18 protein-coding genes are annotated in these 19,135 nt (G+C 62.4%); 7 read left to right on the forward strand and 11 right to left on the reverse strand.

All coding sequences use genetic code 11. From position 1 onward, the window contains the following. From E5W70_RS05220 to E5W70_RS05230, 3 genes are all read left to right on the forward strand, one after another. Window positions 1-946 (forward strand): MFS transporter (locus E5W70_RS05220; protein ID WP_292654797.1); only part of this gene is annotated, 946 nt, incomplete at its 5' end. A 96-nt stretch (window positions 947-1,042) separates the two neighbouring features. Next, complete coding sequence (locus tag E5W70_RS05225; protein WP_292654800.1) at window positions 1,043-3,112, forward strand: prolyl oligopeptidase family protein; 2,070 nt, start codon at window positions 1,043-1,045, stop codon at window positions 3,110-3,112. Window positions 3,113-3,352: 240 nt separating this feature from the next. Then, entirely contained in the window at window positions 3,353-4,732 is a 1,380-nt protein-coding gene (locus E5W70_RS05230; protein WP_292654803.1) for an aspartate aminotransferase family protein, read from the forward strand. Window positions 4,733-4,844: 112 nt separating this feature from the next. Here E5W70_RS05230 and E5W70_RS05235 read toward each other — a convergent pair whose 3' ends face one another. Next, on the reverse strand, window positions 4,845-5,258 hold the full coding sequence (locus tag E5W70_RS05235) for a VOC family protein (protein ID WP_156948098.1): 414 nt from the start codon (window positions 5,256-5,258) through the stop codon (window positions 4,845-4,847). Between the two features lie 390 nt (window positions 5,259-5,648). Between E5W70_RS05235 and E5W70_RS05240 the strand changes: the two genes are divergently transcribed. Next, a complete protein-coding gene (locus tag E5W70_RS05240; protein ID WP_292654807.1) occupies window positions 5,649-6,473 on the forward strand; it encodes a methyltransferase domain-containing protein in 825 nt (274 codons plus the stop codon). 364 nt (window positions 6,474-6,837) lie between these two features. On the opposite strand, the gene mmsB is transcribed toward E5W70_RS05240, so the two are convergent. Together mmsB and E5W70_RS05250 are read right to left on the reverse strand one after the other, a co-directional pair. Then, window positions 6,838-7,722 (reverse strand): 3-hydroxyisobutyrate dehydrogenase, encoded by an 885-nt coding sequence (mmsB, locus tag E5W70_RS05245; RefSeq protein WP_292654810.1) that lies wholly within the window; start codon window positions 7,720-7,722, stop codon window positions 6,838-6,840. A 128-nt stretch (window positions 7,723-7,850) separates the two neighbouring features. Further along, window positions 7,851-9,017, reverse strand: a complete 1,167-nt coding sequence (locus E5W70_RS05250; protein WP_292654813.1) for an isobutyryl-CoA dehydrogenase — start codon at window positions 9,015-9,017, stop codon at window positions 7,851-7,853. 137 nt (window positions 9,018-9,154) lie between these two features. On the opposite strand from E5W70_RS05250, the gene E5W70_RS05255 reads away from it, so the two are divergent. Both E5W70_RS05255 and E5W70_RS05260 read left to right on the forward strand, forming a co-directional pair. After that, window positions 9,155-9,769, forward strand: a complete 615-nt coding sequence (locus E5W70_RS05255; protein WP_292654815.1) for a dimethylsulfonioproprionate lyase family protein — start codon at window positions 9,155-9,157, stop codon at window positions 9,767-9,769. A 1-nt stretch (window position 9,770) separates the two neighbouring features. Further along, window positions 9,771-11,240, forward strand: coding sequence for a cobyric acid synthase (locus E5W70_RS05260; protein ID WP_292654818.1), 1,470 nt, complete (start codon window positions 9,771-9,773; stop codon window positions 11,238-11,240). A gap of 52 nt (window positions 11,241-11,292) precedes the next feature. On the opposite strand, the gene E5W70_RS05265 is transcribed toward E5W70_RS05260, so the two are convergent. The 3 genes from E5W70_RS05265 to E5W70_RS05275 form a co-directional block, all read right to left on the reverse strand. Further along, window positions 11,293-11,712, reverse strand: coding sequence for a VOC family protein (locus tag E5W70_RS05265; RefSeq protein ID WP_292654821.1), 420 nt, complete (start codon window positions 11,710-11,712; stop codon window positions 11,293-11,295). Window positions 11,713-11,785: 73 nt separating this feature from the next. After that, complete coding sequence (locus E5W70_RS05270) at window positions 11,786-12,613, reverse strand: AraC family transcriptional regulator (protein WP_292654824.1); 828 nt, start codon at window positions 12,611-12,613, stop codon at window positions 11,786-11,788. Between the two features lie 100 nt (window positions 12,614-12,713). Then, a complete protein-coding gene (locus tag E5W70_RS05275; protein ID WP_023676480.1) occupies window positions 12,714-12,884 on the reverse strand; it encodes a hypothetical protein in 171 nt (56 codons plus the stop codon). Window positions 12,885-13,079: 195 nt separating this feature from the next. Between E5W70_RS05275 and E5W70_RS05280 the strand changes: the two genes are divergently transcribed. Further along, on the forward strand, window positions 13,080-13,511 hold the full coding sequence (locus E5W70_RS05280; protein WP_292654828.1) for a TerB family tellurite resistance protein: 432 nt from the start codon (window positions 13,080-13,082) through the stop codon (window positions 13,509-13,511). Window positions 13,512-13,669: 158 nt separating this feature from the next. Here the strand turns inward: E5W70_RS05280 and E5W70_RS05285 are convergent, their stop codons facing one another. The 5 genes from E5W70_RS05285 to E5W70_RS05305 form a co-directional block, all read right to left on the reverse strand. Beyond that, entirely contained in the window at window positions 13,670-13,999 is a 330-nt protein-coding gene (locus tag E5W70_RS05285; RefSeq protein WP_292654831.1) for an immunity 53 family protein, read from the reverse strand. Window positions 14,000-14,816: 817 nt separating this feature from the next. After that, window positions 14,817-15,560, reverse strand: a complete 744-nt coding sequence (locus E5W70_RS05290) for a CPBP family intramembrane glutamic endopeptidase (RefSeq protein WP_292654834.1) — start codon at window positions 15,558-15,560, stop codon at window positions 14,817-14,819. A gap of 51 nt (window positions 15,561-15,611) precedes the next feature. Further along, window positions 15,612-17,234 carry a dipeptide ABC transporter ATP-binding protein gene (locus E5W70_RS05295; protein WP_292654837.1) on the reverse strand — a complete coding sequence of 541 codons (1,623 nt, stop codon included), beginning with the start codon at window positions 17,232-17,234 and terminating at the stop codon, window positions 15,612-15,614. Next, window positions 17,231-18,100 (reverse strand): ABC transporter permease, encoded by an 870-nt coding sequence (locus tag E5W70_RS05300; RefSeq protein WP_292654840.1) that lies wholly within the window; start codon window positions 18,098-18,100, stop codon window positions 17,231-17,233. Before E5W70_RS05300 ends, E5W70_RS05295 begins: the two co-directional genes overlap by 4 nt. After that, window positions 18,097-19,044 carry an ABC transporter permease gene (locus E5W70_RS05305; RefSeq protein ID WP_292654843.1) on the reverse strand — a complete coding sequence of 316 codons (948 nt, stop codon included), beginning with the start codon at window positions 19,042-19,044 and terminating at the stop codon, window positions 18,097-18,099. Before E5W70_RS05305 ends, E5W70_RS05300 begins: the two co-directional genes overlap by 4 nt. Window positions 19,045-19,135: the final 91 nt, after the last annotated feature.

Consider the following 19,135-nt stretch of genomic DNA (forward strand, 5'->3'; position numbering starts at 1 on the left):
GCTGGCGTGGCGTTTCGGGGCAGGGCGCACCGCGCTTACCTGCGCGGCACTTTCGGCGCTGGTGCTGGCGCTGATCGGCTGGACGCAAAATGTCTATCTGTGGTTTCCGCTGCGCTTTTTGATCGGTGGGGTCACCAACCCGCTCTACGTGCTGAGCGAAGTCTGGGTGATCGCACTGGCGCCGCCAGCACGCCGCGGCCGCGTCATGGGCATCTATTCGACGATCATTTCGGCGGGCTTTGCGGCGGGGCCGCTGTGCCTGCTTGCGGTCGGCACCGTGGGATGGCCGCCGTTTCTGGTGGGCATCGGCGCATTCCTGTTTTGCGGCGCCTGCCTTGCCTCGGTGCTGGCACGGCTGCCGAGGGTCGACGAGAGCGGGCACCGGGTTTCGGTCCTGGGATTCGTGCCGCAGGCTTGGCTGTTGTTATCGGCGGTCGTCGTGGCCGCCGGTTTCGAACAGGCGGTGCTCGCCTTGCTGCCGGTCTACGGAACGCACTACGGCATCGCCGAAGCGCGCATGTCGGCGCTGCTGTCGGTGATGATCGCCGGCAACATCGCCATGCAGGTGCCCCTCGGCCTCTTAGCGGAACGGCTGACGGCGCGGCTGGTGCGGTTCATCTGTGTATCGGTGACGGTGCTTGGATGCGTGCTGCTGCCGGTTCTCATCGAGACGCCGCTCATATGGCCATGCGTCTTCATCTGGGGTGCGGTTTCCTACGGCATCTACACGATGTCGATCATCGAGCTCGGCGAGCGGTTCAACGGCTCGGCGCTGGTCGCCGGCAACGCCGCCTTCTCGCTGATGTGGGGCGTCGGCGGGATCGCCGTGCCGCCGCTGGCGGGCAGCGCCATGGATGTCCTTGGGGCAGGCGGTCTGCCGATGACGCTCGGTGCCATTTGCCTGGCGCTGGCGGTTGTAACCGTTATTCGAAGGCGGATGGTGTGAATGCCAGAAGGTTGCCGTTCCTGACGCGATGACTTGAATATAAGCGGCCCCATGTCGATCTGGGCGGTACCGACGTCCGACTCAACCGGAGACCTCATGACCAAATCGAATACCAAGGGCCAGCCGGATTGGGTGGCCGAAGATCCGTTTCTCTGGCTGGAGGACAGACGAGGCAAGCAGGCGCTCGACTGGGTGCATTGCCAAAATGCGATCACGGTGGGGGAGCTGCAGCGTGATCCGTTCTATCAGACGTCGTTCGAGACGGCGCTCGACCTGATGACGGCCGAGGATAACATCGCAGTCGGGACGGCTATCAACGGCCATGTCTATAATTTCTGGCAGGACCGGACGAACGTACTCGGCCTCTGGCGGCGCACCACGGTCGCATCCTACAAGACCGACAAGCCGGAATGGCAGACGATCATCGACTTCGATAGTCTGGCGGCGGAAGAGTGGGTGAAATGGGTGTTCAGCGGCGCGAGCCGGCTCTATCCCGACTTCAGCCGCTGCCTGCTCAGCCTGTCGCCGGATGGCGGCGATGCCAGCGAGATGCGCGAATTCGATATCGAAAGCAGGTCCTTCGTCGATGGCGGCTTTCGTGCTCCTGCCTCGAAATCGAGCTTTAGCTGGCTGGACGAGGACACGGTTATCGTTGCCGCCGCCTTCGAGGAGGACGACAAGACCCTGTCCGGTTATCCGCGCGTGGTCAAGATTTGGCGGCGCGGCACGCCACTGGAAGCGGCGATGCCGATCTTCGAGGCGCTGAAGCAGGATCTTGCCGCCGGCGGGTCCGTCGAATTCGACGGCGACAAGCGTCATGTCTTCCTCGCCCGGACCCTCGACTTCTTCGCCTCGCACAGTTTCCTGCGGCTGCCTTCCGGCGAGAACAGGCGCATTCCGTTGCCGGACGACGTCACCGATACAGCGCTGTTCAAGGGCCAGCTTGTCTTCGGCGTGCGTTCCCCATGGACGGCGCCGGACGGCACGCTGTGCAAGCCCGACGGGCTCTATTCACTCGATTTCGAGCGCTGGATCGAAACCGGGCTATTCGGATCCATCGATACCGTGCTCGAGCCGGCGCACCGCGTCTCGATTGCCGGCATTGCCCGCACGCAGGACCGGCTGTTCATCAATTTGATGGACAATGTGCGCGGCAAGGTCATCGCCGGCGAGCGCAGCGGCGGCGGCTGGGAGTTCAAGCCCGTTGCATTGCCCGAAAACGGCAATGTCGGCATCAGCCATGCCGAGCATTTCGGTTCCAGCGTCTCCTTCTCCTTCACCGATTTCCTGACGCCGAGCTCGATCATCTGGTCGCACGACAATGCTGCGACGCTGGTACCGGTGAAATCGCAGCCGGCGCGCTTCGACGCGTCGTCCCTGGTCTCAGAACAGTTCGAGGCGCGCTCGGAGGATGGCACGATGATCCCGTACTTCGTCGTCAGGCGGCGCGACCAGGACGGGCCGGTGCCGACATTGCTTTACGGCTATGGTGGCTTTGAAGTGCCGCTGCTGCCCGGCTATGCCGGCGTGCGCGGCAGGCTGTGGCTGGAGAAGGGCAATGCCTATGTGCAGGCCAACATCCGCGGCGGCGGCGAGTTCGGCCCGAACTGGCATCAGGCCGCGCTCAAGGCCAATCGCCAGAATGCCTTCGACGATTTCGCAGCGGTCGCGCAAGATCTGGTCAAACGCGGCATCGCCACACCGGCCACGCTGGGCATCCAGGGCGGATCGAATGGTGGCTTGCTGACCGGCGTCTCGCTGACGCAGCGCCCGGAATTATTCGGCGCGGTGATCATCGACGTGCCGCTGCTCGATATGCTGCGTTACACCGAGCTGCCGCCCGGCGCGTCGTGGATGGCCGAGTATGGCGATCCGGCGAAGCCGGAAGAGGCAGCCTGGCTCGCCGCCTATTCGCCCTACCAGCATGTAGACACGGATGCAGCCTATCCGCCGGTGTTGCTGACGACCTCGACCGCCGACGATCGCGTCCATCCCGGGCATGCCCGCAAGATGGCGGCACGGCTGCAGGCGGCCGGCCACGGCAAGACGCTGTTCTTCGAGGAGACCGAGGGCGGCCATGGTGGACGCGGCGATCGGCGGCCGCAGGCCGCACAGGCGGCGATGAAGTACGTCTTCCTGCAACGGGCCCTGACTGGCACCAATTGACCGGCGTCGCTTGACCGGCACGGCTTGAACTGAGGGCTGGAGGCAGCCTAAGGTACATGCATGGCTCGGCTGGCGAAATCGGGTTGCGCATTTGGGGTGGCGGTGACGCCGTCGTCGCGCACGCTTCGCGCCGAGCTATTGCGGCTCTGCGCCCGCATCGGCTATTCGCCGCCCGCTGTCCTCTGACGAATCCGCCCCGGCGCAAAAGCTGCCGGATTGGTTCAAGAGGAAAGACCAGACATGACCTACCAGAATTATTCGCTGAAGCAGCTTCAGCAGATCGATGCCGCGCATCACCTTCATCCGTTCACCGACCACAAGGAGATGCGCGAGACCGGCTCACGCATCATCACCCACGCCAACGGGCCGTTCATCTACGATTCCGAAGGGACGGAAATCCTCGACGGCATGGCCGGGCTGTGGTGCGTCAATGTCGGCTATGGCCGCGACGAGTTGGCCGACGCCGCCTACGCCCAGATGAAGGAATTGCCCTACTACAACTCCTTCTTCAAATGCTCGACGCCGACGCCGGTTCTGCTTGCCAAGAAACTGGCGGAGATCGCGCCGAAGCATATCAACCAGGTGTTCTACGGCTCGTCCGGTTCGGAGGCCAACGACACGGCGCTGCGCTTGGTCCGTCACTATTGGGTGCTGGAAGGCAGGCCCGAGAAGAACCGCATCATCTCGCGCAAGATGGGCTACCACGGCTCGACCATCGCCGGCGCCTCGCTCGGCGGCATGGATCTCATGCACAAGCAGCTCGGCGGCGCCGTGCCCAACATCGTCCACGTGATGATGCCCTACGCCTATGAACTGGCGCTGCCCGGCGAAAGCGACCATGATTTCGGCCTGCGCGCGGCGAAGGCCGTCGAGGACGCCATCCTCGAAGCCGGCGCCGACAAGGTCGCCGCCTTCATCGGCGAGCCGGTGATGGGGGCAGGCGGGGTGAAGATCCCGCCGATGAGCTATTGGCCGGAAGTGCAGCGCATCTGCCGCAAATACGATGTCCTGCTGATGCTGGACGAGGTCATCACCGGCTATGGGCGCACCGGCGAGTGGTTCGCGGCACAAGCCTTCGATGTCGAGCCCGACACCATCACCACGGCTAAAGCGCTGACCTCCGGCTATCAGCCGCTGTCGGCGCTGCTGGTCGGCGACCGCATCGCGGCGACGCTGGTCGAAAAGGGCGGCGAATTCTATCACGGCTACACCTATGCCGGGCATCCGGTGGCCTGCGCGGTGGCGCTGAAGAACCTCGAGATCATCGAGCGCGAAGGCTTGGTCGAGCGCGTCAGGAACGATACCGGGCCTTACTTCGCCAGGGCGCTGCAGGAACGTCTCGGTGGGCACGATCTGGTCGGCGAGGTGCGCTCGTTCGGGCTGATGGGAGCGATCGAGATCGTCAAGGACAAGGCAACCAAGGAGCGCTTCCTGCCGGCCGGCAGCGCGGCCGTGCTTGTCCGCGACCATGCAGTTGCCCAGGGCATGATGCTGCGCGCCACCGGCGACACGATGATCCTGTCGCCGCCGCTGATCTGGACGCGCGAGACGATCGACATCGGCTGCGACCGTATCGCCAGGGCGCTCGATCTGGCGGAAGCAGATCTGCACAAGCGGTAAGATGGAACGATCGCCGGGGCGCCCGGTAATCGGGCGCCCGGAGATTGAATGCGGCTTTATGGCGAAGCGTTCGCCAGGCGAGGCTGTTGGCGGTATAGACGACCACGCGTGATCACTGGCCCGCCTTGACACCGATGACGTGCCCCTTCGCGTCAGTGACCAACATCCCTTTCGATTGGTCCAAGATCACAACTATGTTGCCGAAAGGATCGCGGACACGGGCGCACCGTCCGACCGCGATCTCGAATGGCGGTTGCACAGCCTCACCGCCGGCGGCCAAGAATTCCTCAAACGCGTCGTCCACGTTATCGACCAGGATATCGGTCTCGGGACCGATATGAAGATGGACAACCAGTTCCGCATCGGTTTCCGGCAGCGCAAAGCCAGCGGCTTCATCGTCCCGCCAAACGAGGGCATGACCGAGCCGATCCCCATAGAACGATACGGCTGCATCGAGATCGCTCACGCGTAATAGATGATTATCGAGCTTGCGGAATAATGGTCTTTTTCGAGGCTCGTGCGCCATTGCGGGACCTCAATATGTGAAAAGATTCGTGCGGCCATATAGCCTTTAACGAAATGGTCTTCGAGACTATGTCTGCAACCGAGTTGCCTTCAAGCTTCGAGCCCGCCCGGTGGAAATGGCGGGGCGTGTCCTGTCGACTTCAACAAGTGATCCGAAAGGCGATGGTGCCTCGGTTTGGATTCGGCTGTGGGTGGAACGTTGCCATTCGTCTCGTCGATGGAAACGAGCAGCAGTAAAGGTCTCGTTAGGGTGGCGGGCGGATCGTCCTAGCGATCTGCTCTGTATCCATGTTTCCCGGTCCGGTTGCTAGTTGACAGACACGTGCTTTAAGATGGCTGCTTGAAGCGCCGATCGGCCCGTTGCCCGAACGGCTGGTCCGGGAGGGACGCTATGGCCCAGCAAGAGCAGTGGCAGCTGGAAGGCAGCGCTGCGGAACTCTACGAGCGCTACCTGGTCCCGGCAATAACAGCCCAGTGGGCTGCCGACCTTTTGGATCGTGCTGCGCCTCAATCTGGTGAGCGGATTCTGGACGTAGCTTGCGGCACCGGCGTGGTGGCACGCTCGGCGGCCGAGCGTATGGGAAATGGGCAGGTCGTCGGCCTCGACATCAACACGGGCATGCTTGCCGTTGCTCGCTCGCTCCCGAGAGGTGCTGGACCGCGTATCGACTGGCACGAGGGAAGCGCGCTCGAAATGCCGTTCCCTGACTCCACCTTTGATTTGGTTCTTTGCCAGCTCGGACTGCAGTTTTTTCCGGACCGATCGAGTGCGCTACGTGAGATGTTCCGAGTTCTGGTGCCTGACGGCCGACTGGTCTTAAACGTTTTCAGCGCTATCGAGCACACTCCTGCGGCAAACGCGTTGGCGGATGCCTTGGATCGACACCTCGGTCCGGGCGCTTCGGCAACGAAACGGTCCGAGCATTCACTCGCCGATGCGGACGAGCTTTACCGATTGGTGGCCGGGGCGGGATTTCGTCAGGTGACCATCCACACGACGACACAGAACATCCGGTTCCCCTCGTCAAAGCAATATGTGCGATTACAGCTGGCAGCGACACCGCAGGCTGGGCTGGTCAGCGGAATGGAGGCCGGACATCGGGACGCAGTCATCGCAGCGATCACGGCTGATCTAAGTTCTTCGCTGGCAATCTATTCAACTGGAGGGGAGCTGATATTCCCCCAAGAGGCTCACGTCTTGCTCGCACGCAAGTAGCGCAGCTGACGCGCCGGTCGTCAACGTAGGTCTGGACCGCCGCCACGAGGCCGACGATCATCTGGAGTCGCGCCAGGGCGATCGTCTCACTGTCCTTGAAGAGTCCGAAACGCAAAAACCGCGCTCCATCGGAGCGCGGTTTTGCCAGATACGCATGGCGCTTCGCCAACAAAACACTTGCGAAACTTACGGCGAAACTTGCGGGCTCCGGTACGCGAGACCTGATCCGGAGCGCCGGGCGGATGTCCGCCTCGCAATCCGTTTTAAACGCACATCGTTACTGCAAGGTTAGCAAGAGCTTAAGCAAACCTAAACTTGCCAGCTTTCCGCATCAGGATATCGAAAAAACGATGAAATTCGGAGTTTACCCCGTGGCACCGCGCAGGAAATTTATGATGCCGGAAAAATCCGCGCCGGCGTTGCCTTGTGCATTGAACAGCGCATAGAGCTGGGCTGCCTCTGCGCCGAGCGGGGTTGCCGCACCGGCGCTCTGCGCGGCCTCCTGCGACAGTTTCAGGTCCTTCAGCATCAGTGCCGCCGCGAAGCCAGGCTTATAGCCATTGTTGGCGGGCGATGTCGGCACCGGGCCGGGCACCGGGCAGTAAGTGGTCAGCGACCAGCACTGGCCGGACGAGGTCGAGGCGACGTCGAACAGTGCTTGGTGCGACAGGCCAAGCTTTTCCGCAAGCACGAAGGCCTCGGCAACGCCGATCATCGAAACGCCCAAAATCATGTTGTTGCAGATCTTCGCCGCCTGTCCGGCGCCGTCGTCGCCGCAATGAACGATGCGGCCGGCCATCGGCTTGAGGATTGGTTCGGCCTTGGCGAAGGCGTCCTTCGAACCGCCGGCCATGAAGGTCAGCGTGCCGGCCGCCGCACCGCCGGTGCCGCCGGAGACCGGCGCGTCGATCGTCAGCAACCCGTGCTTGGCGGCGATGGCATGGGCCTTTCGGGCCGACTCGACGTCGATGGTCGAGGAATCGATGAACAGCGCGCCTTTTTTCGCCTTGGCCGCGATGTCTGCGTAAACCGACAGCACATGCTTGCCGGCCGGCAGCATGGTAATGACCGCATCGGCATCCTTCACCGCTGCAACGGCATTGGCCATGATGACGACGCCGTGCTCCCTGGCGATGACGAGGTTCTCCGGCACCAGGTCGAAGCCGTGCACGGCATACCCGGCCTTGACCAGGTTGGCGGCCATCGGATTGCCCATATTGCCGAGGCCGATGAAGGCGATGGTGGTCATAATGGCACTCCGTGGTTTGGGTAGGCAGTAGGCAGTAGGCGACCTATTCGGGCGCAAGTTTGCTAATAAGTTGGCGAAGCATTTTTCTGATGCCCTTGATCTTGGCGGTCATCTTTCTGCCTACTGCCTTACCGTCCGATCAGGGCGCGAGCGATGATGACGCGCATGATCTCGTTGGTGCCTTCGAGGATTTGGTGGACGCGCAGGTCGCGCACCAGCTTCTCGATGCCGTAATCGTGCAGATAGCCGTAGCCGCCATGCAGTTGCAGCGCGTCGTTGGCAACGTTGAAGCCGGTGTCGGTGACGAAGCGCTTGGCCATAGCCGACCATTTCGAGGCATCCGGTGCCTTGCGGTCGAGCTTCGAAGCGGCGGTGTAGAGAAAGATGCGCGCTGCCTGCAGTTCGGTCTCCATGTCGGCGAGCTTGAACTGCAGCGCCTGGAACTGGTTGATCTTCGACCCGAAAGCCTTGCGCTCGGCGGTGTAGGCGAGCGCCCTGTCGAGTGCCGATTGCGCGCCGCCGAGCGAGCAGGCGGCGATGTTCAAGCGGCCGCCGTCAAGCCCGGCCATGGCGATGCCGAAGCCGGCGCCTTCGACTGAGAGCAGGTTTTGCGCCGGCACCTTGCAATCCTCGAAGACGACCTGGCGGGTCGACTGCATGTGCCAGCCCATCTTGTGCTCGTTGGCGCCGAAGGAAAGGCCCGGCGCATCGTTCGGCACGACAAAGGTGGAAATGCCTTTCGGCCCGTCGGCGCCGGTGCGCGCCATGACGACATAGAGATCGCTGTCGCCGGCGCCGGAGATGAATTGTTTGGCGCCGTTCAGCACATAGTCACTGCCGCTTTTGACCGCGCGCGTCTTCAGCGCCGCCGCATCCGAGCCCGAACCCGGCTCGGTCAGGCAATAGCTGGCCAGCCATTCCATCGAGGTCAGCTTCGGCAGGAAACGCCGGCGCTGTTCGTCGCCGCCGAAGCGGTCGATCATCGATGCCGCCATGTTGTGGATCGAGATGAAGGCGGAAAACGCCGGATCGGCCCGCGAAAGCGCCTCGAAGATCAGCACGGCGTCGAGCCGGCCGAGCCCTGAGCCGCCGACATCGTCGCTGACATAGATGCCGCCAAGGCCGAGCGGGCCTGTCTCGCGGATCACATCGGCGGGGAAATATTTGTTGCGATCCCAGTCGAGTGCGTTCGGCGCCACACGGTCGGCGGCGAAGGCCTCGGCCATCTCCTGGATGGCGCGCTGGTCCTCGTTGAGTTCGAACTGGCTGGTGCCCGCATCGACAGCGGCGTCCATGGCGTGCTCCCTGATGTTTCCGGCCTGCTGGCCTGTCGTTTTTGGCTTTGCGCGCAGTCCAATCTAGACCAATGATGCCGCCGCGCAACCCGACCGTCTGCCCAGCCGCTGTGCGCGGATGCGCTTTGGAGCAAAGTGTGACGACAAATTTCGACGAACTGCTCGGACGCTTCCATGCCTATCTCCAGACGTTCGATGATGCGCTGGTGCGCGACGCCGTGGCCCGGATCGGCTGGGACATGCCGGGCCGGCCGCTCGAACCGCATGCACTGCCTTGTCTCGTCCAGCTCGACCGTATCGTTGAACTCGCTCCCGCTGCGGCCAAGCCGCTGGCGCGGCTGGTTGCGGAGCGTCGCGGCGATCTGCGCTGGGGGCAGACCTATGGCGAAGCGGATTTCGGCAAGGTTTTCATCGACAATTACGGCTGGCTGGAGGTGTTCGGTACGCGCGGCCATTTCGTCAATGAAGATGTCGCGGCCGGCCTGCTGATCCTTGGGCCCGACATCGTCTACCCCGATCACCATCATGTCGCGGAGGAGATCTATATCCCGCTGACCGGCGGCGCCGAATGGCGCATGGGCGATGGCGGTTTTCGCCTTCGAGCGGCGGGCGAGGTGATCCACCATGCCTCTGACGTCAGCCACGCCATGCGCACCGGCAAGGAGCCACTAATGGCGCTCTATCTCTGGCGCGGCGGGCCACTGGCAGCCAAGTCGACGATCACCGGAACCGTTGCGCAGGGCAGGGACTGATATGGCCAAGGCAATCATGCTGCAGGGCACGGGTTCGGATGTCGGCAAGACGGTGCTAGTCGCCGGTCTGTGCCGCGCGGCGAAGAAGCGCGGCTTGAAAGTGCGGCCCTTCAAGCCGCAGAACATGTCGAACAACGCGGCCGTCGCCGATATTCCCGGCGGTTCAGGCGGCGGTGAGATCGGCCGCGCCCAATGGCTGCAGGCGATCGCCTGCGGCGTGGCGCCGACCATCCACATGAACCCGGTGCTGCTCAAGCCGCAAACCGATGTCGGCGCTCAAGTCGTCGTGCAGGGCAAGGTGTTCGGCGAGGCGCGGGCGCGCGATTACCAGGCGCTGAAGGGCCGGTTGATAGATGCGGTGCTGGACTCCTGGGCGACGGTCGGCGAGGGCGCCGATCTGGTTATTGTCGAGGGCGCGGGATCGCCGGCCGAGATCAATCTCAGGAGCCGCGACATTGCCAATATGGGCTTTGCGACGCGCGCCGGCGTGCCGGTGATCCTGGTCGGCGATATCGATCGCGGCGGCGTCATTGCCTCGATCGCCGGCACCCACCTGATCCTGCCGGACGACGACCGGCGCATGATCGTCGGTTATCTCATCAACAAGTTCCGTGGCGATGTCTCGCTGTTCGACGATGGCATCGAGGCGATCGAAAAATTCACCGGCTGGCGCTGTTTTGGTGTCGTGCCGTGGCTGAAGGCGGCGGCGCGGCTGCCGTCGGAAGATTCTGTCGTGCTCGAGCGGTTGGCATCCGGCGAGAAGCGCGCGCTGAAGGTCGCCGTGCCGATGCTCTCGCGCATCGCCAATTTCGACGACCTCGACCCGCTCAAGGCCGAACCGCAGGTCGAGGTGGCGTTCGTGCCGCCTGGCCAGCGCTTGCCCGAAGATGCAGGTCTGGTGGTCATTCCCGGCTCGAAGTCGACGATCGGCGATCTCGTGAAATTCCGCGAGAACGGCTGGGACCGCGACCTTGTCGCGCACAGGAAACGCGGTGGCCATATCGTCGGCATTTGCGGCGGCTTCCAGATGCTCGGTCATATCGTGCGCGATCCCGACGGCATCGAGGGCAGCGTTACCGAGACGCAAGGCCTCGGGCTGCTCGACGTCGAAACGGTGATGGAGCCGGAAAAGACGGTGCGCAACGTCAGCGCGCGCTCGGTGCAATTCGATCTGCCGCTCGAGGGCTACGAGATCCATCTCGGCCGCACCACCGGTCCCGACACGCTGCGGCCGTCCGCCGTCATCAACGGCATCGATGACGGCGCTATCTCGGCCGACGGCAAGGTGCTGGGCACCTATATGCACGGGCTGTTTTCCGCCGATGCCTTCCGGGCGAAATTCCTCGAAAGCCTCGGCGTCAAGGGCGGCGGCATCGACTACCGCGCCGAGGTCGAACGGGCACTGGACGAGATCGCAGCCGAGCTGGAAACCCACCTCGACTGCGACGCGATTTTTGGGCTGGCGCGTTAGCTGCTTTGCTTGAGCATGATCTTGTCCGAAAACCGGTCTCCACTTTTCGGGATCATGCTTTCTCGTCAGCCTTCGGCCAGTAGGTGCCGAACGACCAGACATTGCCTTCCGGATCGCGGCAGATGAATTCGCGGCTGCCATAGTCCCGGTCGGTGAGTTCTTCCAGAATCTCTGCGCCGGCGGTCTTTGCCCGCGCGTATGCCGCGTCTGCGTCAGCGACCGCAACGTAGATCGACTTGCCGCCGCCTGACCCGGGCGCGCCGACCATCTTGCCATAGGCATCGTCACGCGCCGTGCCGAGCATGATGATCGAGGAGCCGAATGCCAGTTCGGCATGGTGCACCACGTCGCCTTCGCCATAGCGGGCGCGAACGCTGAAGCCGAAGGCCTCGCATAGCCAGTCGATCATCTTGCCGGCATTTCTGTAGCGCAGCGCCGGATAAAGCCGCGGTGGTTCGGTGCTGTTCGGCATGGCTGATCTCCTTCAGCGGGTTGGTCGATCAACCCAGTCTGCGCGAAGGCCGGTTGCGCGTCTTGAAGAAATGTTACCTCGCGGCGACAGTGGTCGGCGTGACGCCTGCGAGGTCGCGGAACTCGCGCACCAGATGCGCCTGGTCGGCATAGCCGCAGTCGGCGGCAATGTCGGCCCAATCGCTGCTGGCCTGTCTCGACAGCCCGAGCGCATGGTTGAAGCGGACAATTCGCGACAATGTTTTTGGGCCGGTGCCGACCGCGTCCGAAAACTTTCCGGTAAGATGCTTGCGGCTCCAGCCAAGCTTTTCGGCCAGCGTCGAGATGCGAATCCGCCCACGCGTCGAGACGATCGTCTCATAGGCCCAGACTATGTCGGCTTGAGCGCGGTCTGCGGTTGCCAACCGGTCAGCGACGAAGGCCTCGGCGATGGCAAAGCGGGCGCTCCAATCCGGCGCATTGCCGAGCCTTTCGCGCAGCGCGATGCCTTCGACGCCGAGCACGTCGTCCAGGCCGACCATGCGGTCGGTCAGTTCGCTCATCGGCCGTCCGAAGAAGCGACGAGCGCCGAGCGGGGTGAAATTGATCTGCACGCAGCAGGCGCCGCCGAAGGATTCGATCACCACCGGCCCGGCATAGAGGCCGGCGGCAAAACTGGCGAAGCGGTCATTGTCGCCTGGGTCCTTGCCAAGCCCGATGGCAAAGGGTTCGGCAAAGCTGATGACCAGCGGCACGGTCAGCGTCGCATATTCGACGGCGCGGAAATGGCCTGGCATGGTTTCGCGAAAGCCGCATATGTCGGTGACGGCGCCCTGAAGCCGATGGCTGGGCGCGCGCCGCACCATCTCGAACCGATCGAGCCCTGTTCTGTCGTGGCGGCTGCCGTCTTCGCTGTCGGGCATGCGCTTCCCCTCGTCCAGGAATTCTAACAGACCATCCTGCAGAATCAAAAGCGCCCGGCTTGTGGCCGGGCGCTCCGAGTTGCCTGAGATTCTGAATTGTTTAAGCGCCGCGCATCAGGCAGCCGGCGGCCAGCACGATGTAGGCGATGACGACAATCCACGCGGCATTCAAAGGGATGAACGCAAGAACGCCAAGCGCGGCGAGAACGCCGATGATGGCAATGACAAGTGATATGATGAAAATAAGCTGGGTAGGCGCACTGAGATTCATGTCCGGTCCCTCCTCAACATGATTCGTACAGCGACATAGTACCAGTCGCGCGGTTACACACCAATGAGCCCATGCAGCGGGGTCGCCGGATCGGCCGGCAGTTTCCGGCGAGAAAATATGACAGGTTCCACCATTCGCACCCCGTTTGCGCAAAGCCGATTCCGCGCTACCTTCCCGACGAATCGGAAGGGGCTGATGGCGATGGGATTGCTGGACCAGATACGCTCGATCTTCGACGGCGATCCCGGCGTGCGCAAGGTCGCGGACGATCCGGTGCTGTCGGCGGAGCTGCTGATGCTGTTCCGCATGATCCTGGCCGATGGGTCGGTCAGCGAAAGCGAAATGACCGCCTTCAGGCGCATCTGCCGGGAAGCCTTCGGCATTCCCGAAACCAGCATCGACAGCGTTATCGAATATCTCAACGAGTTCGGCTACGAGACCAACGGCTCGCAGGCGATCGCACAGTTTCGCGACCTCGACGTCGAACGGCGCAAGCTGCTCGCCCGCCACATGGCCGAGATCGCCAAGGCCGATTCGCAACTTGCCGGGAGCGAGATGCAGCTGTTGCGCCGCACGCTCGACCTGCTCGACATCAGCCCGGCCGATGTGGTGAAGCCACAAGGCTGAGGCATCGGCTGACTGTTGACGTTCTGAACGTCATTTTGTCTGCCATAGGCCATCCTCCAAGGATAGCCTGTCACAGAAATTACCGTGTCTCACTTACGGGGTGCAGTCCAGCACTGTCACCATAATTCCCGTTTTGTACATCTGGCGAAAAAAAATCTTTAGGTATCTAATTGATCTATTTCTCTTTGCGTGTCCATCACAAATTTTTTAAACTCTCCGATAATATTCGACAAGTTCCTTGCCCCGCCAACTCCGTTGAAAGTTCCGTCCCTTATTGTCACAAAAAACCAATCTATTTCATCGTCATACTGAAATCGCACGTCTGTAAACTTTCTTCCATAGAGCCGCGTCCCGTGCAAATCTATTGAAACTTCCCATCCAGGGTTGTCGATCGTATCAATTTTTATGCCGTATTGGTGTTCCCAATCGCCGTTGCACTGTCCCTGGTACCACTCCTCTAGCCAATCGAGCATTGATAAGTCGACCATTAGCCACTCCTGTTAGTCGTTTGGAACAGAAGGAGGTTTATCGCCTCCTTTGTTGGGGACTTAGGCGAAGGCGACAAAGTGCACCCATCACCCCATCCCCTAATTCGTCACCGCAATTTAGAAAAGTTCGCCGGCAAAGTCCCGTCGCGCAATCAGATGTCGTTGAGGCCGAAAGCTGGCGTCTTGTAGCCTTGGGAGAAGGACAATGCCCTCGAAGTAGTCACGTATGCCACGTCTAACAGTCGAAGCCGCTAACAATCTCCATGATCCAACTTCATCTACTTATTTAATTATCCACTATGATTATGTTATCCTCGCCGTGATAGACAAAGCTCTCCGGAGAAATCCCGCGCTCAATTACTCGCGATACGCGAATCTCAGATCTGTCAGAGAATATAATGGAAACCCATCCGGAGTCGATGACAACGTCAATAATATTTATAGACTGCATGTATGCCAGGATAGAGCATGAAATTTTGGTATTTACTGCGATGGAACCTCCCTCAAGTACGATCATGATACTGCCGTTTTCGTACTTAATTGATCGAAATTCTTTTCCAATGAGATTTTCCTTTAGGTAGTCCATATGACGTTTACCCTATCGCGTTCAGTTTGGAATATGTGCGAATTGATGTTCCCTTGAACTCGCCCCCCGGGAGGTACCAAAAGTGGGCCCCGGTGTAAGGGTTCGAGATTGTCTGGCAGGACTTGAATTGCTCCATCCGGGTTTGTCGCGTTCATCATTCTCAGATTCGTCGTTTCCTTGGTCCGGCAGCTTTGCTCCGCATTGCGTCAAGCGCTTCACTTCGTGCGGCATTCATGCAAGCCCGAACGCTAGGACCAGGAAGCCCATCGCACCGAACCCGGCGTGGATAACGATCCCGGCCCATGTGCTGCGACGCCGCTGGACGACATAGGGCAGGAGCAACGTGATCGGCACGAGCGTCAACAGGACTTGCCAGGGGAAGGCAGCGTGGAACAGCAACCACATAATCCCGTTGACCAGCCAAGCCCACCCCCCGAAGGCAACCTCTTGCCGCGGCAGTGCGACACCCCGCCAGACAAACTCTTCCCCAACGATGTTCAGTACAAAAAACGGCAGCCACGCGCCGAGAATCCAGTACCGCCCAGGACCTAGCGGCTCGAAAGCCATAAACGAGGGATGAAGAGTCCTCCCGTCTTGCAGCATCCGGAGCGCGGCGCCGATGCCGCCGGTCAGCACGCTGACAGCCGCCAGCCCTCCAATAGCCCAGAGCCAGTCGCCGCCATTCATAGAGCGAAGCCACAGCCGCGCGCCCAACGACACCAGCCTTCCTTGACGCCGCTCTCGATGCAATAGCAGGGCAGCCGTGAGAAGCAGGGGGCCAAAAAGGATGGTGCTTGCGGCCAAGAACCACATCACCACAGTCTCAGCCCCGCTAGCGGAGACAAACGCTGGGACGGCCACCCGCGTGACCAGGAACAGCAGCAGAGCACCCGCCCCGAACAGCGCAGCAGAGCCGCCCAGGCCCAGTGGAGGAGGCTCAGGCCCTTCGCGCGTTTCAGAACTGTTGGCTGTCAATAGCCGTTCTCCCGCCGTGCGCCCAACGAATTAGCCGTGCCACGAAGCTGCTCACCCCTGTTCCTGCAGCCTTTTCGCAATCGCCCGGTGCAGGTCTGGGGCAGCGGCGACCAGCGCCTTGGCCGCTGCGGATTGCGGGTGGTCGAGCACTTCGCTCGTCCTGCCGCGCTCGACGATCTTGCCGTCATGCATGACCATCACTTCGTCCGTGATGGCGCGGGCGACGGTCAGATCATGGGTGATGAACAGATAGGCGATGCCGAGCTTCTGGTTGAGCTCGGCGAACAGATCGAGGATCTGGGCGCGGATCGACACATCGAGCGCCGAGACCGGCTCGTCGGCGACGACCAGTTTCGGCCGGGTGATGATGGCGCGGGCGATCGACAGGCGCTGGCGCTGGCCGCCCGAAAACTCGTGCGGGTATTTGTCCATGTCGCCTGGCGAGAGGCCGACCTCGTGCAGCGCATGCGCCACCATCTCGCGCCGCGCGGCGGGCGCCGGCTTCTTCTCCAGCACATGCAGCGGCTCGGCCACCAATCTCTCGACCTTCTGGCGTGGGTCGAACGAGCCATACGGGTCCTGGAATACGACCTGCATGTCGCGCCGCGCCGGCTTCAACTCCGCCTCGCTCTTGCCGGTGAGGGTGTCGCCACGGAAGCGGATCGTACCGGCCGTCGGCTTGTCCAGTGCCAGAACCATGCGGGCAAGCGTCGACTTGCCACAGCCGGAACGCCCGACCAGCGCCACCGACTGGCCCGGCGCCATCGAGAACGAGACATCGTCGACGGCGCGGATGGAAGCCGCGCGTTTCAACAGGGATAGGCGCCGTCCGGGATAGTCCCGCGTTATGTTCTCTACCTGAAGCAGCGGTTTGGCTCGGCCGCGCTCGTGTGTCTTGGCCCGCGCGGGCACATGCATTGAGGCCTGCGCCAGCTGTCGCGTGTAGGGATGAAGCTGTTCGGATAGCGTGCGGGCGGTGTCGCCGGCCTCCATCACCTCGCCATGGCGCAGGATGGTGATGCGGTCCGCCATCTCCGTCACCACGGCGAGGTCGTGCGAGATGAGCAGAAGACCCATGCGGTTTTCCGCTACGAGATCTCGCAGCAGGTCGAGGATCTGCGCCTGCAGCACCACGTCGAGCGCGGTCGTCGGCTCGTCGGCAATCAGCAGCTTGGGTTTCAGTGCACAGGCAATGGCGATGACGACGCGTTGGCGCTGGCCGCCGGAGAGTTCGTGCGGATAACGCGAAAGCGGGAATTGTGCTGCCGGCAGGCCGACCCGGTCGAGCATTTTTCGCGCCCGTTCCTCGGCGTCGGCGCGGCTCGCCCTGGTGTGCCAGCGAATACCCTCGGCGACCTGCTCGCCGATGGTCTTGACCGGATTGAGCGCCGTCATCGGCTCCTGGAACACCATGCCGATGTCGTCGCCGCGCAGTGCGCACATCTGGTCCTCGCTGGCGGCAAGGATGTCGATGCCGTCGAAGGTGATCCGTCCGCTGGCGTGCGCCGCCCAGGGCAGAAGCTGCATGACGGTGAGCGCCGTCATCGACTTGCCGGAGCCGGATTCGCCAACCAGCCCCATCACTTCGCCCGGCGCGACGGAAAGTTCGATGTCTCTGAGGATACGGGTGCTGCCGATGGTCAGCGACAGCTTCTCGATTTCGAGCAGGCTCATCGCTGCCGCCGCGACTTCGGATCAAGGATGTCGGCAATGCCGTCGCCAAGCAGGTTCAGGCCAAGCACGGTGACGACAATCGCCATGCCCGGAAAGATCGCCATCCACGGCGCCACCACCATGCGCGTCTGGGCGTCGAACAGCATTCGGCCCCAGCTCGGCATCGGTGGCTGCGTGCCCAGCCCGACATAGGAAAGCCCGGCTTCGGCCAGTATGCCCAGCGCGAACTGGATGGTGCCTTGCACCAGCAGCAGCGTGGCGATGTTGGGCAGCACATGTTCGATGCTGATCAGCGTCCTGCTCTTGCCGGCGGCACGGGCGGCGAGGATGAATTCGCGTGGCCAGATCGCCAGGGCGCCGGCCCGGGCGACGCGCGCGAACACCGGGATGTTGAAGATGCCGATGGCAATGATGGCGTTGAACGCGCCCGGCCCGAAGATGGCGGTGATCATGATTGCCGAAAGCAGCGCCGGAAAGGCAAAGACCAGGTCGTTCAGCCGCATCAGCACGTCGTCGGCGATACCGCCGCGCGCTGCGGCAAAGGCGCCGAGCGGCACGCCGACGCCCATGCCGATGCCGACCGCCACCAGCGCCACTGCAATCGAGTTGCGGGCGCCGACCATGATCATCGACAGGATGTCGCGACCGAAATGGTCGGTGCCGAACCAGTGCGCCAGCGACGGCGCCTGGGTCTTGTCGGAAATGACCAGCCTGGTGACGTCGTAAGGCGTCCACAAGAAGGAGATGATCGCGACCGCGGCCACCAGTGCGGTGATGACGAAGCCGGCAAGGAACGAACGGTTTTTGAACGCCTTGGCCAGGATGCCGGCAAGGTTCTCGTCGGGGATGTCGATGTGCAGCGTCATTGCCTGCCTCTCAGGCGCGGATCGACCACCGCATAGGAGAGATCGACAATGAAATTGACGACGATGACGGCGGCAACCAGCAGCATGACGACGCTCTCGACCACGATCAGGTCACGCTGGTTGATCGCCTGGAACACCAGCCGGCCGAGGCCGGGCAAATAGAAGACGTTCTCGATGATGATGGTGCCGGCAAGCAGGAAGGCGAATTGCAGGCCTAAAATGGTGACCACCGGGATCATGGCGTTGCGCAGCGCATGCCGCCACAAGACAAGGCGATAGGGCAGGCCCTTGGCGCGGGCGGTTCGGATGTAGTCCTCGTTCAGCACTTCGATCAGCGCCGAGCGGGTGACCCGGGCGAGGATCGCCGCCTGTGGCAGGGCGAGGGCGACCGCTGGCAGAAGCAGCGATTTCAGTGCCGGCCAGACGCCGGCGCCCCAGCCGGGAAAGCCGCCGCCAGGCACCAGCCGCAGCCAGACTGCAAAGAGATAGATCAGCATCAGCGCAAACCAGAAATTTGGCACGGCGACGCCAAGCTGGGCGGCACCCATCGCGATCGTGTCGCCGGCGCGGCCGCGCCGGCTGGCGGAAAACAGCCCGACCGGAATGGCAATGACGGTGGACAGCGCCAGCGCCATCAGTGCCAGCGGCAGAGAGACGACGAGGCGCTCACGGACCAGATCGATGACCGGCACCGAATAGGTGTAGGAACGGCCGAAATCGAGGCTCAGCAAGCCGCCGGACCAATGCAGATAGCGCAGCACGACGGGAGCGTTGAGACCCATCTGGTTGCGCAGCAATTCGATCTGGTCGGCGCTGGCGTTCAGGCCAAGCATCAGCCGCGCCGGGTCGCCGGGAATGATCTCCAGCACGGCAAAGACCACCATCGAGGCCAGAACCAGCGTGACGGCGGCGATGGCGAGGCGCTTGAGGAGATAGGCGGTCATGAGGGGACCGGTGCGGACGCAAAGATCGAGCTAGGGTATCGTTCCCGCCCACCCCCCTCTGTCCTGCCGGACATCTCCCCCGCAAGGGGGG

It is taken from the genome of Mesorhizobium sp., from assembly GCF_005063415.1.
In the GTDB taxonomy this organism is placed as follows: domain Bacteria; phylum Pseudomonadota; class Alphaproteobacteria; order Rhizobiales; family Rhizobiaceae; genus Mesorhizobium.

Excerpts from the sequence above, each read along its gene's own strand:
- E5W70_RS05275 (WP_023676480.1), bottom strand. The coding sequence starts at position 12,884 with ATGAATCTCAGTGCGCCTACCCAGCTTATTTTCATCATATCACTTGTC.
- E5W70_RS05265 (WP_292654821.1), bottom strand. The coding sequence starts at position 11,712 with ATGCCGAACAGCACCGAACCACCGCGGCTTTATCCGGCGCTGCGCTAC.
- E5W70_RS05270 (WP_292654824.1), bottom strand. The coding sequence starts at position 12,613 with ATGCCCGACAGCGAAGACGGCAGCCGCCACGACAGAACAGGGCTCGAT.
- E5W70_RS05300 (WP_292654840.1), bottom strand. The coding sequence starts at position 18,100 with ATGACGCTGCACATCGACATCCCCGACGAGAACCTTGCCGGCATCCTG.
- E5W70_RS05240 (WP_292654807.1), top strand. The coding sequence starts at position 5,649 with ATGGCCCAGCAAGAGCAGTGGCAGCTGGAAGGCAGCGCTGCGGAACTC.
- E5W70_RS05280 (WP_292654828.1), top strand. The coding sequence starts at position 13,080 with ATGGCGATGGGATTGCTGGACCAGATACGCTCGATCTTCGACGGCGAT.
- E5W70_RS05230 (WP_292654803.1), top strand. The coding sequence starts at position 3,353 with ATGACCTACCAGAATTATTCGCTGAAGCAGCTTCAGCAGATCGATGCC.
- E5W70_RS05235 (WP_156948098.1), bottom strand. The coding sequence starts at position 5,258 with ATGGCGCACGAGCCTCGAAAAAGACCATTATTCCGCAAGCTCGATAAT.
- E5W70_RS05295 (WP_292654837.1), bottom strand. The coding sequence starts at position 17,234 with ATGAGCCTGCTCGAAATCGAGAAGCTGTCGCTGACCATCGGCAGCACC.
- mmsB (WP_292654810.1), bottom strand. The coding sequence starts at position 7,722 with ATGACCACCATCGCCTTCATCGGCCTCGGCAATATGGGCAATCCGATG.
- E5W70_RS05225 (WP_292654800.1), top strand. The coding sequence starts at position 1,043 with ATGACCAAATCGAATACCAAGGGCCAGCCGGATTGGGTGGCCGAAGAT.
- E5W70_RS05250 (WP_292654813.1), bottom strand. The coding sequence starts at position 9,017 with ATGGACGCCGCTGTCGATGCGGGCACCAGCCAGTTCGAACTCAACGAG.
- E5W70_RS05285 (WP_292654831.1), bottom strand. The coding sequence starts at position 13,999 with ATGGTCGACTTATCAATGCTCGATTGGCTAGAGGAGTGGTACCAGGGA.
- E5W70_RS05305 (WP_292654843.1), bottom strand. The coding sequence starts at position 19,044 with ATGACCGCCTATCTCCTCAAGCGCCTCGCCATCGCCGCCGTCACGCTG.
- E5W70_RS05260 (WP_292654818.1), top strand. The coding sequence starts at position 9,771 with ATGGCCAAGGCAATCATGCTGCAGGGCACGGGTTCGGATGTCGGCAAG.